The organism is Candidatus Avelusimicrobium stercoris, from assembly GCF_002437085.1.
GTDB lineage: Bacteria > Elusimicrobiota > Elusimicrobia > Elusimicrobiales > Elusimicrobiaceae > Avelusimicrobium > Avelusimicrobium stercoris.
Genome location: NZ_DJOA01000032.1, coordinates 1 through 12,458 on the forward strand (window position 1 = coordinate 1; position 12,458 = coordinate 12,458).

General features: G+C 43.8%; 10 protein-coding genes. 2 read left to right on the forward strand and 8 right to left on the reverse strand.

Annotated features, from left to right (window positions below; all coding sequences use genetic code 11):
* On the forward strand, positions 1-323 hold a 323-nt coding region (locus B2118_RS05050; RefSeq protein WP_428053772.1), incomplete at its 5' end, for a hypothetical protein.
* Positions 324-366: 43 nt separating this feature from the next.
* Here the strand turns inward: B2118_RS05050 and B2118_RS05055 are convergent.
* The 6 genes from B2118_RS05055 to B2118_RS05080 form a co-directional block, all read right to left on the reverse strand.
* On the reverse strand, positions 367-1,962 hold the full coding sequence (locus B2118_RS05055) for a CTP synthase (protein WP_428053774.1): 1,596 nt from the start codon (positions 1,960-1,962) through the stop codon (positions 367-369).
* A 76-nt stretch (positions 1,963-2,038) separates the two neighbouring features.
* Positions 2,039-2,779 (reverse strand): 3-deoxy-manno-octulosonate cytidylyltransferase, encoded by a 741-nt coding sequence (kdsB, locus tag B2118_RS05060; RefSeq protein WP_428053776.1) that lies wholly within the window; start codon positions 2,777-2,779, stop codon positions 2,039-2,041.
* Positions 2,776-3,765, reverse strand: a complete 990-nt coding sequence (rfaE1, locus tag B2118_RS05065; RefSeq protein ID WP_428053778.1) for a D-glycero-beta-D-manno-heptose-7-phosphate kinase — start codon at positions 3,763-3,765, stop codon at positions 2,776-2,778. Before rfaE1 ends, kdsB begins: the two co-directional genes overlap by 4 nt.
* Positions 3,766-3,797: 32 nt before the next feature.
* Positions 3,798-4,883, reverse strand: coding sequence for a DUF3108 domain-containing protein (locus tag B2118_RS05070; protein ID WP_428053780.1), 1,086 nt, complete (start codon positions 4,881-4,883; stop codon positions 3,798-3,800).
* A complete protein-coding gene (locus B2118_RS05075) occupies positions 4,873-5,439 on the reverse strand; it encodes a D-glycero-alpha-D-manno-heptose-1,7-bisphosphate 7-phosphatase (protein WP_428053782.1) in 567 nt (188 codons plus the stop codon). Before B2118_RS05075 ends, B2118_RS05070 begins: the two co-directional genes overlap by 11 nt.
* Positions 5,436-6,380, reverse strand: coding sequence for a lysophospholipid acyltransferase family protein (locus B2118_RS05080; RefSeq protein ID WP_428053784.1), 945 nt, complete (start codon positions 6,378-6,380; stop codon positions 5,436-5,438). The genes B2118_RS05075 and B2118_RS05080 overlap by 4 nt, the downstream gene beginning before the upstream one ends.
* Before the next feature lie 98 nt (positions 6,381-6,478).
* On the opposite strand from B2118_RS05080, the gene lpxK reads away from it, so the two are divergent.
* Positions 6,479-7,585: a tetraacyldisaccharide 4'-kinase gene (lpxK, locus tag B2118_RS05085; protein ID WP_428053786.1), complete on the forward strand. Its 1,107-nt coding sequence runs from the start codon at positions 6,479-6,481 to the stop codon at positions 7,583-7,585.
* 302 nt (positions 7,586-7,887) lie between these two features.
* Here the strand turns inward: lpxK and B2118_RS05090 are convergent, their stop codons facing one another.
* A complete protein-coding gene (locus B2118_RS05090; RefSeq protein WP_428053788.1) occupies positions 7,888-10,755 on the reverse strand; it encodes a type III restriction-modification system endonuclease in 2,868 nt (955 codons plus the stop codon).
* A gap of 1 nt (position 10,756) precedes the next feature.
* Positions 10,757-12,458 (reverse strand): DNA methyltransferase (locus B2118_RS05095; protein WP_428053790.1); only part of this gene is annotated, 1,702 nt, incomplete at its 5' end.

The window sequence follows — 12,458 nt, forward strand, 5'->3', positions numbered from 1 at the left end:
TGCAAACGGGCCGCTATGCCAGAAATTTTGATTCTCTTGTTATTGCTATGCCAGCCGGATTTACCAAAAACAGTGCCACTGTTATTAGCAATAAAACAACGACTTGCAATCTTTTTTCACACTTGGCGCCCAGAATGTCCTTTCGGTGTCAGGATAATGTTAGAGATTTAGGTTTAGAAAAATACTACCAAAACAATTTTTTTGAGTGTTGGGCCAATATTGATGATGAGGTGGGGAAAAGAATTTGTTCCAATATTTCGGGTAAGGATAACTATCATCGTACAAACAGCGAAGGAACCCAAGTAGCGTATAGAATAGATTAAAAACACCCCTCGGTTTTATCCGAAGGGTGTTTTTCTGCTACTGCTATTTATTTTTATTTTCTTTGTTTTTTAAACTGGCCTTGATTAGCCCGTCAAACAGCGGATGCGGGCGCAAGGGGCGGGAGCCAAATTCCGGGTGGAATTGGCCCGCAATAAAATACGGGTGGTCTTGTCGTTCCACAATTTCGGGCAGCACTCCTTCGTGCCAGCCGGACACGGTTAAACCAGCATCGGCCAACTGCTTTACATACGCCGGGTTAAACTCGTAGCGGTGGCGGTGGCGTTCCACAATGCGGTCCTTGCCATATAAACGGCGCGCTAACGAGCCTTCCTTCAAGTCCGCAGTGTAGTTGCCCAGTCTCATCGTGCCGCCCTTGTAAACCACATTTTTTTGCTGGGGGGTTAAATCTACCACCGGGTCCTGTGTAGTGGGGTCAAATTCGGTGGAATTGGCGTCGTGCAGGCCGCACAGGTTGCGCGCGGCTTCAATCACCACGCATTGCATACCCAGGCAAATGCCCAAGAGCGGAACCTTGTGTTCGCGCGCATATTTGACAGTGGCGATTTTGCCCTCAATGCCGCGTCCGCCAAAGCCGCCCGGAATTAAAATGCCGTCCACCGTTTTTAATTTTTCTTCCACATTGTCTTTTTCGGTGTTGACGTAAACCACTTCCACCTTGGCGTCGTTGTTCATCCCGGCGTGCTTTAAGGCCTCGTGTACGGACTTGTATGCCTCTTGGAACTCGGCATATTTACCTGCAATGGCAATTTTAACCGACTTGCTGGGGTTGAGTGCCTTATCAAAAAATTCAAACCATTTGGGGTCAATTTCTTTCGTGGGTTTTAAGCCCAAGAGGGATATAATTTGCTTATCCACGCCCTGCTTGTAGAACATTTCCGGAACGTGGTAAATGGATTTTGCATCGGCGCACTCAATAACCGCCTGCGCGGGTACGCTGCAAAAGAGGGATAATTTTTCTTTTAGGTGCTGGCTTAACGGCTTTTCCGTGCGGCAAATGAGCATACTGGGTTCAATACCCACTTCGCGCAGTTTGTTGACGGAGTGTTGCGTGGGCTTGGTTTTCAGTTCTTGCGCCACGGCAATATAGGGGATGAGCGTAACGTGTACGCAAATGACGTTTTGCGGGCCCTTTTCCAAGCGCAGTTGGCGGGCGGCTTCCAAAAACGGAAGAGATTCAATATCGCCCACAGTGCCGCCGATTTCAATAATGGAAACGTCGCACTCGTTTTCAAACGCGGTAAAGCGGCGTTTGATTTCGTTGGTAATGTGCGGGATGACCTGTACGGTAGCGCCTAAATATTCGCCGCGGCGTTCCTTGTCAATGACGGTTTGGTAAATGCTGCCCGCGGTGTTGGTGTTGGCGCGGGTCATATTCACGTCCAAAAAGCGTTCGTAGTGGCCTAAATCAAGGTCCGCTTCCGCCCCGTCCGTGGTTACAAACACTTCGCCGTGCTGGTACGGGCTCATCGTGCCCGGGTCCACGTTAATATACGGGTCGCACTTAATCATATTGACGGTGAGGCCGTTTAACTGCAAGAGTTTGCCAATGCTCGCGCCGGAAATCCCTTTGCCCAGCGAACTAACCACGCCGCCGGTGATGATGATAAATTTAGACATAATAAAACGACTCCTTAAATAAAAATAAAACGGGTGTTACTTACAGAAAAACTCCCGCCGGGAGGCGGGAGTCCTGTTATTTGTGTTCGTTAAAATACTTTTCGGCGGCTTCCAGATCTTGCGCCGTGTCAATCGCCGGGCCTGCGGAACTGATGACCGCGCATTTGATGGTCATCCCGTCTTCCAAGGCGCGCAGTTGTTCCAATCTTTCCAACTGTTCCAGCGGGCTCATCGGCAGTTCCACAAAGCGTTTTAAGGCTTCGCGGCGGTAGCCGTAAATGCCGCAATGCTGCCAATAGGGAACCTTCTTGTTTTCTTCGGTCAGTTCCCGTTTATACGGTACGCGGGAGCGCGAGAAATACAGCGCGCGTCCGTCCTTGGCGATAACGGCCTTTACACAGTTGGGGTTATTGATTTTGTCCTCATCCAAGGTGGCCGTAACGGCAGTGGAAATGTCGCAGGTCGGGTCGGTCTTTAACAGTTCGGCCACGGCAAACACCGTTTCCGCCTTGATAAAGGGTTCATCGCCCTGTACGTTAATAATAAATTTTTCGGGGCGGTTTTGGGCGGCCTCGTAAATGCGGTCTGTGCCGCTTTGGCATTGGTCGCTGGTTAAAACGGCTGTCGCGCCAAATTTGGCTACGGCTTCCACCACCAGGGGGGATTCCGTGGCGATAATTACGTCGCCCACGTTAGCCTTTACGCACGCTTCATAAACGTGCTGGATAACCGGCTTTCCGGCTAATAATTTAAGCATTTTGCCCGGCAGACGGGAAGACCCGTAGCGCGCCGGAATAGCGATTAACACATCACTCATTTTAAAACTCCTTCAATTTCTTCACGCGTAGCGGTGGCCGTGCCGGATTTTTCCACCACAATCCCCGCCGCGTAGTTGGCCAGCACCGCCGCTTCGGGCAGTTTGGCCCCGGCGGCTAACGCCAACGTAAAAACGGAAATGACCGTATCGCCCGCACCCGTAACGTCATACACTTCGCGCGCGGTGGCTTTAATGGTAATGGGCTTTTCATTACCCTTTTCAAACAAACTCATACCGTCTGCGCTGCGGGTGATTAAGATAGAATCGGCATCCAACATTTTTAAAATCTTGTTGCCCAGTTTTTCAATGGCTTCCTCGCCCGTTTTGGGGGAGTCGCCCGCGCCTTCCCAGGCTTCCTTGGTGTTGGGGGTCATACAGGTAATGTTTTTGTACTTTTTAAAGTTATCAATTTTGGGGTCCACGCATACTGGGATTTTGTGCTTTCGGCACATATCCACAATGGTTTTAATGTTGTGGTCCGAAAGCATCCCCTTGCCATAGTCGGACAAAATAACGCCCTTGGCCGTTTTGATAGCCAGTTCAAAACTCTTCATACATTGGCTGGAAACGGAGGGGGAAATAGTTTTTTTGCTTTCGCGGTCAAAGCGGACGATTTGCTGCTGCTCGGCCATTACGCGGATTTTTTGCGTGGTCGGGCGGTCCGGGTCTTCGGTTACGCCGTAAATGTTTACTTTTTTATCGCGTAAAAAGCCCTTTAACATTTCGCCGCCGAGGTCCTGCCCTACGACGGACACCAACACGGGCTTGGCGCCCAAGGCCGCCAGGTTTACGGCTACGTTGCCCGCGCCGCCGGCTACAAAAAATTCCTTTTTTACATCTACTACCGGTACCGGCGCTTCCGGCGAAATACGGCTGACGGTGCCCTTGATAAAGTGGTCAAGCATAATATCGCCTACCACGATAATTTCCTGTCCTTCAAAATGATTTAAAATTTCCTTTAAGCGTTTGGTTGGTACGGTTGTCATTAGACGCTCCTTTGTATTTATCCATTATATCTTTAATTGCGTTTGTATTCCAGTAGTTCGGCGGAAACGCTGCCGATAAAAACTTCCGTTTTCATTTTAACGGGCATTTTATAGGCGTCATCCGTCAGCCAGACCTTTAAACTTTTACCCTTGCTGACAAAGATGCCCTCACCCCTAAATTGCGGTTCTACTACAATACAGTCAAATTTGCCCGCCGCGGTTTTTACCGTTTCCTTGCCCAATACTTTTACGACAAGGGGGTATTGCTTTTCGCGGTTGATAATGTCAAAAATAATGTCCTGCCCTTTGGTTAAGGTTTGCGCGCGCACAAAATAGAGCGAGGAAAGCATATCCAGCACCCGCTGGTTAAGCGCGCCCGACAGCACGCGCGGGCCTTCCTTCTTTTGTACCTCGCCATAATAGACTTTACTATCATAGTCAAAGGTCAGCCACTCGTCGCGCTTGTAGTTGCCCTCGCGCACGCTTTGCGTGTAACCAAGCGAATAAAAATTTTCGGCGTCAATCCAAGAATAATTTACGTCGCGCACTTTAAAAAAAGCATCAATGACCGAGGCGGAAAAGGCCGTAGTTTGGATGAGGTACGCCTTGCGCCCGTTGGCGGTGGTAACGCCGCGGTTTTTGATGTAAGCGGTGCCGGCCTTAATAAATGAGTAATAAAGACCGTATTTTAATTCTTCCCCGCTCCAAGCGGCCGAAGTCTTTTCGGGCGAAACAGCGTTGTAGGCAAGCGGGCTTAACCGGCGGCCGTCCAGAGAAATTAGTTCCTCGTCCTCAAACGATTTTTTATCGGGCGTAGGGGATGATAAAACTTGTTGTTTGCGTGCCTGCTCCACGCGGTTTTCGGGCGTGATTTCGGGCTCTTTTTCGGGTTGCGTGGCGGGTGTTTGCTCCGGCTGGACGGCGGCAGATAAAACGGATTTTGCCGGGGTAGCGGGTTCCGCTTGTTTGGCGGGTGTTTTTTCGGGCGCAGGTTGTTGGGTTTTCTCTATTAGCGGTGCAGAAATGACCTTTTGAGAGGTGGACTCCGCCTGCTTATGCGCACACGCACTGAGCAGAAAAGCAGCCGCAAACAAAGCGCATAAAGACTTATTTGCCATTATCGGCTCCGTCGTCTGCCACAATAAAACGGGCGGCGTTTAAGAGGTTGGTGGCTACTTTTTCCGGCTTTAAATCGGGGTATTTCTTCAAATGGTTTTTGCCGTTTGCCGTTGTAACCAGTACGGACTTTACCCCTATGTTGTGCCCAAATTCCACATCGGCCTTTTTGTCGCCAATCATATAGGAGTGTTCGGTATCAATATTATATTTGTTAATCAGGTAAAGGCCTAATTTGGGTTTGGGTTTGCGGCAGTCGCAAGTTTCGGTCGGGGCGTGCGGGCAGAAGACGATTTCCTCTATTTTGGCGGGTTTTAACAGTTCTAAAAGCCGTGCGTGAACTTTGTGTACCTCTTTTTCGGTAAAGTATCCGCGCCCGATGCCCGATTGGTTGGAAACAATAAAAAGTTTAAAGCCGTGCTTCTTTAAAAGGGATAGAGCCGGGGCCGCGCTTTTGTAGGGGCGGACTTTGGCGGGGTCGCTTAAATAAGTGCCGGGTTTTTCGTGGATGATGGTGCCGTCCCTATCCATAAAAACGGCTTTGATTTTTCCGCTCATACGCGTTCCTCCGGGTGTGCCTTCAAATACGCTTCGCCCTCGGCTTCGCGTTTCCAGCGGTTATGCGCCCACAGCCAAGAGGCCGGGTTATCTTTCAGCCAATCCTCATAATAGCCTACCAAGGTTTTGGTAAACTTGCGGACATTTTCCATACTAAATTCTTTGGGGGGATAAACGGCGTCCATTACCTCGGACATAATGGTCCCGTCTTTTTCTCTCCACACGCGCACCGGGAAAACGGGTACCTGCATTTTAATAGCCAGCAGGGCCGTAATCGGCGAGAACGCCGCTATGCGCCCCATAAAGGGCACCCAAACTTCGCTGGACCCGGCGTTTTGGTCAATCAAAATGCCAAGCATTTTTTTCTTTTTAAGCCAGCGCATACAGGCAAAAAAGGGTTTATCCTCGTTGTTGCTGTAAAAGGTGCGGCCCGTAAAAATATTGCGCAGGCGGTTGGTTTCCTCATCTACATAGGGGTTATCCACGCGTTGGGCCAAAACGGCCTTATCTACGCCATAGACGGCCCCGGCCAAGCCGAAGGCTTCCCAGTTGGTAAAGTGCCCAATGTGGATAATCCCGCCCGTTACGTTTTGGGCGTTTAGCATTTTTTCCGCGCCGATAATGCGGCTGTGCTTTTTAAATTCGTCCGGGGTCATCTGGGTTAGTTTAATAAACTCGGCCAAAATGCCGCCCATATTGCGCCAAGATTCCAGCGCGGTGGCGCGGGCTTTTTCTTCCGTCATTTTGGGGAACGCCCGTCGGATGTCATAAACGGAGCGGTTAAAGCGTTTCTTCATTACAAAGCGCACCGAGCCCGTGGCCTTTCTGCCCAGCCAAACGGCGGTTTTGTACGGTAACAGCCCAAACAGTACGCAAAACAGTTTGAGCGCAAGGTATTGGATATAATGCAGCGGAGTCTTTTTAAAACGGGTATTTTCCATATATACCCATTATACTAATTTTGGCCCCGGTTCCCGCCCGGTTTTGTAAGCGCTTGATAAATGCTAAAATATCTAAAAGTTTGTTTTTAGGGGAGTTTATGAATTTAGAGGAATTAAAAGAGAATTTGCAGGATAACGCCTTGGGCCGCGGGCTGTTGTGGAGTGCGTCCAAATTGTACGGCGTGGGGGCTTGGTTTCACCGCGCAATGTATGAAAACGGCTGGAAGACGGCGGAAAGCATCAATTCCCGCGTAGTGTGCATTGGCAATATTACGGCGGGGGGAACGGGCAAAACGACGGCTGTTTTGTTGGCCGCCACGGCCTTGGCCAAAGAGGGCGTGCGCGTGGCGATTGTTTCGCGCGGGTATAAGCGGCAGCAAAAGGCAGAGGGCCCCGTGGTGCTGTTTGACAACCCGGATGCCGATTGGCGTATGGCGGGCGATGAACCCTTTATGATGAGCCGCGTATTGGCGCAGTACAAGGTGCCGATAGTAATTTGTTCTAACCGTGCCGAGGCTGCCAAAGAGGCCTTGCGCCGCTTTAAAAGCCAAATTATTTTATTAGACGACGGGTTGCAGCACCACCGCTTAAACCGGGATGCAAACATTATTTTGGTGGATGCTAAAAACCCCTTTGGCAACAAGCAAATGCTGCCTTATGGCATTTTGCGCGAACCTTTAACGGCGCTCAAACGGGCCAATTTGATTGTGCTTACGCATTGCGATTTGGTTTCGCCGCGCCAGTTGGAGGACGTAAAGGACGAAATCCGCCTGTATAATGATACGGTGGAAATTTTGGAGAGCGTTCACGCACCGGAATATTACTTTGATATTTGCCAAAGCAAAAAGGTGGACTTAAACACGGTTAAAGGACCAGCGGCTTGCTTCTGCGCGCTTGGACACCCGGAAAGTTTTGAAAATACTCTTGAAAAGTTGGGCTTGGAACTCAAACAAAAGTGGCGCTTCCCGGACCACCAGTTCTATACCGAAGAAAACCTGCGCACCTTTGAGGAAACGCGCGGGAATTTGCCGCTCATTACCACCTTTAAGGACTTTGTTAAATTCCCCGATAATTGGCGCGAAATTTTGACAAAGGATGTATATGTGCTGTCGGTTAATTTGAAAATCCGCGGCGGACAGGGCGAAATGGACAAATTTACGGATACATTGTATCCTAACTTTTCGCAATTAAAAAACCGCCGTTAATTACTGCCCTATATTTTACACCAGACCGGACCTTTTCCAAGGCCCGGTTTTTTTATGAGGGTATCCTGTTTTTGCCGCCATTTCGGAAAGTTTTTATATGTTGTTATTCAAATAAGAAGTCATCCTGAATTTAGTTCAGGATCTACCGATTGGGTTGTTGAATATTTATAGAAAAAGGTCATACTGGAACGCTCCGCGTCGGCACACCTTCCAGTATGACTTTTATTTTCAGAACTATCCCATATCAAATAGTTTTGTACGCAGTTATAGTGTGCAGAATATTTAATCTGTACCCACTAAAATTATATTTCGTTTAACAATTTTATCACTTCGGCAGCCTTTTTGATCAAATGCCATTTCACATTGTGAATTTTAGACAATAATTTTTGTTGCGCCGCAATGACTCTTTGCTCTGATAAACGCATATCATTTGACTTTGTTTCTACCAAAATATATAAATTCTTTTGATTTCCAGTATCTTTGACATACACAAAGTCCGGTGTGGTACTTCCTCCTGTGTACGTTGGAACTTTAATTGCTCTTTTAGGAATTTTCCCAAATACAGTTATTTTTTCTGGGGGTGTGTATCTGAGTATCTCATGTTCAGGATTTTCACTATCGTAGGCCAAAGGTTTTTCATATAAATTGCGAACATCATCTTTTATATCATCAGCTTTAAAATTTCCCACATCCCCCATTGGTAACTCACTAATAAAACTTCCATTTTTTAATACAGAGGTTTCAGCCATAAACTTTAAGCAGTCATAGTTATACTTGGTAGCAAAAGTTTTGGCAAATAAATTTTCCCATCTTGTGATAAGATTGGCAAGTGAATAATCGTTTAACTTTGCATTTACGGCAGTCTTATCAATTCCCTTATCTATCAACTCTTGTAAGAATTTCCAAAGTTCTCTGTGTACAATTTGTATGGGAACTGATGTGTTTTTGGTAAATCTTGTAATAAAGTCATTATAGGCACATTTCCCTAATGCCCCTATATTCTTGGTTGAAGTGTTTTGATACTCCAATGAGATGGTCTCTTGGTCATATCCTTTAACTGTTTTTATGCTTTTAACTTCTATGGTTTTGTTATCATCAAATATCCCTTCGGTTCTTAACGCCTCGTTGAATAAAGATGTGATTTCATCCGTTGAAATCCGTTCAAAAGACAGCATATATCTTTTTGAAACTTCCTTCCAAAATTCTTCTATTTTTTTCCAATTATTTATACGGAGCTTTATTTTGTTCGGTGATTTTTTATTCCTATTATCAACAATTTTTCCAGACTTCACTTGAGTACTTAATAATTCCGGATATTCGAATACCAATTTATTGTATCCACCTTCTTTGAAACTATTATCTCGTTTAATAATTCCTGCATTGTCAAGGTGTTCTAGCAGTTCTTCTTCAGATATATTTCTATAAATGAGGATACGTTTTATCATTTCAGCTGTTAGTTTATCGGAATTTACTATATTCTTTACGTCAGCATTGACCTGACCTCTTAGTTTCTCCGCAAAGTCTTTTTCGTTGGAACCAACTATATAAGTAAGATACCACGACGAACCAGCCAGTCTGTTTCCTTGTTCGTCCACGGGCAACCTTAATCCGCGGCCAACCTCTTGCAATTTGCTGTTTTCACTTCCACTAGACCTTAATTTGCATATAGTAAAAATATTAGGGTTATCCCACCCTTCTTTTAATGTCCACTTAGAAAAGAAGAATCTTCTTATATTCCATGAACCATCCGGTCTCTTAAAGGAAAGGGTTCTCTCTTTATGTAAAATGTCTTTCCTTTCTTCTGCGGTTGCACTATCATCTGCGGCTCCCCAGTCTTCTGCAAAATAGCCCCCATGGGACAGGGAAAGATTATTTTTTGTTGCAAGCAAAAAATCGTGGTATTCACCCTCAGGGTATTCCGATAGTAAACTAACCAGTTTGTTTTTGAGTATTCTCTCAAAAGTTGTTTTTAACCATCCATCCTTATTTCTATAACTTTTAATACTATCAATAAAGAATAGCGCGTTGGTTTTTACTTTATACCCCTCTCTGTGAAAGTTCTCTATTTCTGCCTTAAAATGGGCCTCTATCGCCATATTAAGCAGAATTTCTTGGTAGGAATTACTAAATACTCCTGATAGCAAGCGCATTCCCACACCGATTTCTAAATCATTGGATAATTTTCCATCTCCCTCATAGGTAATACCTCCCTCAAACCCATTTCCAACGGTATTTAAGTCTTCCCCAATTTTAACTATCCACTCTTTTCCATCTTTGGCTAAAATCAATTCTTTCTTATTTGCCCTTTTAACACTATATTGTTGAGCGTAATCATCTGTTAAAGGTGGAAGCTGCACATCAACTCCTTTAACTAAATCTTTATTAAATGCTTCCACGGCCCCTAAATCAAACTGTGGCTCGTTTTGGTAAAAATCCTTTTTAATAATAGCTTGCTTCCCTTTACCTAGCGTAATATCTGGGAACGTAGCCCCAAACCGTATAATCATCTGGGGGTTTATTCTGGCTATGATATTTTTATAAGAGTTTCCGTCTCTTTTAAATCTGTGCGGTTCGTCTATTATCAATACTGGAAAGGTGTTTTTTAACGCATCTGCCGGACAGGCATACCCGCCAAACAAGGTTTGGTCATAATCATTCTTAAATAAAGCACTGTCCTTCCTGTCTAAAAAACCTTTATCGCTTAGCAAAAGACATTGAATAGTATTTCTATCATTTTTAGTTGCCTCACAAAATTGAGTTAATGCGGATGGAATAGTTTTTCTTTTCCCTTTTTTAGTATTAAAATCTCCCGCATTTACGGTTTGTAATTCTATTCTTTGATTAGGAAAAAACAAACTAAAATGTTGCCTTGCGTAGTCACTGGTGATAAAGTTTTTAGTACCTTCTTTAATAGCCAAAGAGGGTACGACAATAATAAACTTATAAATACCATACTTTTGATGCAGTTCATACATGGCACGGGTATATACATAAGTTTTACCCGTTCCGGTTTCCATCTTTATATCTATAAATTTGTGTTCATCCCAAGCATTGCACAGTATAGGATTTGCATAGAGATTGCTTTCTTTGCCTGATAAAGTAGGAATGGCATTTATGATAGCATCCAAGGCCGTTCTTTGATGCTCTAATTCTTCCAAATGTATTTTCATTTTAGAACCTCTTTTCCACTCTTACTTGCCTATTCAAACTCTGCTTTACATTTATCTCAAGTTCTTTCATGCTTTCCATAGTAAAAGAATATCCATAGCAGATAATAGTATTAATGCTCAACTGATTTGTACCTACTAGATTTAATAATTCTCTTGTTTGTTCCTTACTCCATCCAACATTAATAATATATAAAAGAGAATTATCTAAATAATAAGCTTTGTACCCTGCAATATCAATTTCTTTCGGTTGATTTGTTAACTTATATCCATCAGCTACCAGCCAAGTATCTAAAATAACTTCTTGTCCACCCATTTCTGCTACCATATCATCTGCCAGTAAGAGTGACTTATTTGGGTCAAAGGCTAATATTTTATCCAATGTTTGGGTAGTTGGCTCTTTTACATAATAGTGCTTAAAGCCAGAAGTATCACCTAATTGTTTAGCCGCTCTCTTAATGCGTTCCATACCAATTTGGTCAATGGTTTTATATCCTGCTTTGTAGGCTTCACTCGTTTTATCACACTCTTCAGGCAGTTGAACCATAATATATTTACGGTTTCCGCCATCTTCTGCATTGAGTTTCATTACAGCGTGGGCAGTTGTGGCAGACCCTGAGAAGAAGTCTAATATAATTGACTGTTCTTGTATTGCTATTTTCAGCAAATGATAAATCAATTTTATAGTTTTTGGGTTGTCAAAAATTCTTCCCAATTCCAACTCAACCAATTCTTGTTTTCCATTGCCACTATCAATATTAATATAGTTTTTGTACGACTTAAATCCATAATTGCCTTCATATCGATCTTTTCCATATATATAATATCCATCTGCTTCTTCGACAAAAATTAATTCAGTCTTATATTCTTTAAGAAACTTCTCCTGCCCCCATCGCCAAACTCGCTGATTGTTATATTTGTGGTTGTATTTGGGAATAATTCTTACATATCCCTCTCTCCGCTCGGTTGCAGGCCCAATTATGATCTGTCCATTTTTAATAACCTTTTCATCTTTTGTAAAAGCATCCTTAGTCGTAGGATTATAGTAGATGGAATATGCTAAATTGGGACGATTTGATATATGAAAATCTGCTGTTCCATTATGTAAAGGATAGCCCTTAGAATAAAAAGAAATATTATCTTGAAAAACTTCTTTCTTATCTAGAGTATACTTTTCCAGGTTAAAAGTTAAATTTATAGAGTTTTTAGCGTATAAAAGGACATACTCATATGTATTTTTTATAAACTTGTCAAGCTGTCTACCTTTTACGTTATTGTGCCATACCAGGGTAGTTATTAAATTCCTTTCACTAAATATTTCATCACATAATAATTTTAAGTTTGCTTGTTCATTATCATCTATAGATATAAAAATAACCCCACTATCTTTAAGTAATTTTTTTGCTATTTTTAGACGAGGATACATAAATGTCAGCCAAGCAGAATGGGAACTTCTGCCATTGATGGAATGCAACCGCTTAATTTCGTCAGCCGTTAGACCCAATTTATCCATTAATTGTTCATCGGTAAATTCAAACTTATCATTATACAAAAACCCATCCGAGCCAGTATTATATGGTGGGTCAATATATATCATATCTATGCTGTTTGCATAGGCATTTTGAAGGTGCTTTAGAACTTCTAAATTATCCCCACTAAAGAATAAATTTTGGCTATCTTTATTTTCCGGTTGAGAATTGTGCGTT

What these genes read in the sequence shown, in the direction of transcription:
- B2118_RS05070 (WP_428053780.1), bottom strand. Translation starts at nt 4,883, where the DNA reads ATGGCAAATAAGTCTTTATGCGCTTTGTTTGCGGCTGCTTTTCTGCTC.
- B2118_RS05075 (WP_428053782.1), bottom strand. Translation starts at nt 5,439, where the DNA reads ATGAGCGGAAAAATCAAAGCCGTTTTTATGGATAGGGACGGCACCATC.
- B2118_RS05090 (WP_428053788.1), bottom strand. Translation starts at nt 10,755, where the DNA reads ATGAAAATACATTTGGAAGAATTAGAGCATCAAAGAACGGCCTTGGAT.
- rfaE1 (WP_428053778.1), bottom strand. Translation starts at nt 3,765, where the DNA reads ATGACAACCGTACCAACCAAACGCTTAAAGGAAATTTTAAATCATTTT.
- lpxK (WP_428053786.1), top strand. Translation starts at nt 6,479, where the DNA reads ATGAATTTAGAGGAATTAAAAGAGAATTTGCAGGATAACGCCTTGGGC.
- B2118_RS05055 (WP_428053774.1), bottom strand. Translation starts at nt 1,962, where the DNA reads ATGTCTAAATTTATCATCATCACCGGCGGCGTGGTTAGTTCGCTGGGC.
- kdsB (WP_428053776.1), bottom strand. Translation starts at nt 2,779, where the DNA reads ATGAGTGATGTGTTAATCGCTATTCCGGCGCGCTACGGGTCTTCCCGT.
- B2118_RS05080 (WP_428053784.1), bottom strand. Translation starts at nt 6,380, where the DNA reads ATGGAAAATACCCGTTTTAAAAAGACTCCGCTGCATTATATCCAATAC.